Genomic DNA, 319 nt, shown 5'->3' with positions numbered 1-319 from the left:
AAAACGTCAGTTATTCGACCATTAAACCTCGTGTTCAGAAAAGCCGTGGCGATCTTAAGAATCTATTTGAACAGTGCTGCAACTTGTCGCTAGACAAACAAGGTAATGTGATTGATTGCGAGCTCAAACCGGAATCCGGTTGTGGCAACTGCTAAGTGTTGAATGACTATTTTCACATAGAACAAAGCCAGCTATTGATGCTGGCTTTGTTGTTTTTTATTGGTTGTAATATAGGCTTAGACTCAAGTTCGCTAAGCCGCTTCCGCTTTTACAACCGGTTGGTAGCGCCCAGGTTTATGATTCATCACGAGAATCAGGT

At 42.3% G+C, this 319-nt stretch carries 2 pseudogenes; one reads left to right on the top strand and one right to left on the bottom strand.

Annotated features, from left to right (window positions below):
• Positions 1-155, top strand: a pseudogene (locus A3712_RS26690) (RNA polymerase sigma factor SigZ); the annotation flags it as partial.
• A gap of 96 nt (positions 156-251) precedes the next feature.
• Here A3712_RS26690 and A3712_RS27355 read toward each other — a convergent pair.
• Positions 252-319, bottom strand: a pseudogene (locus A3712_RS27355) (YitT family protein); the annotation flags it as partial.

Source organism: Vibrio sp. HI00D65, from assembly GCF_001635455.1.
Taxonomy (GTDB): Bacteria; Pseudomonadota; Gammaproteobacteria; order Enterobacterales; family Vibrionaceae; genus Vibrio.
The sequence above is the reverse complement of the archived record's forward strand: the minus strand, read 5'-3'. Positions and strand labels throughout refer to the sequence as shown.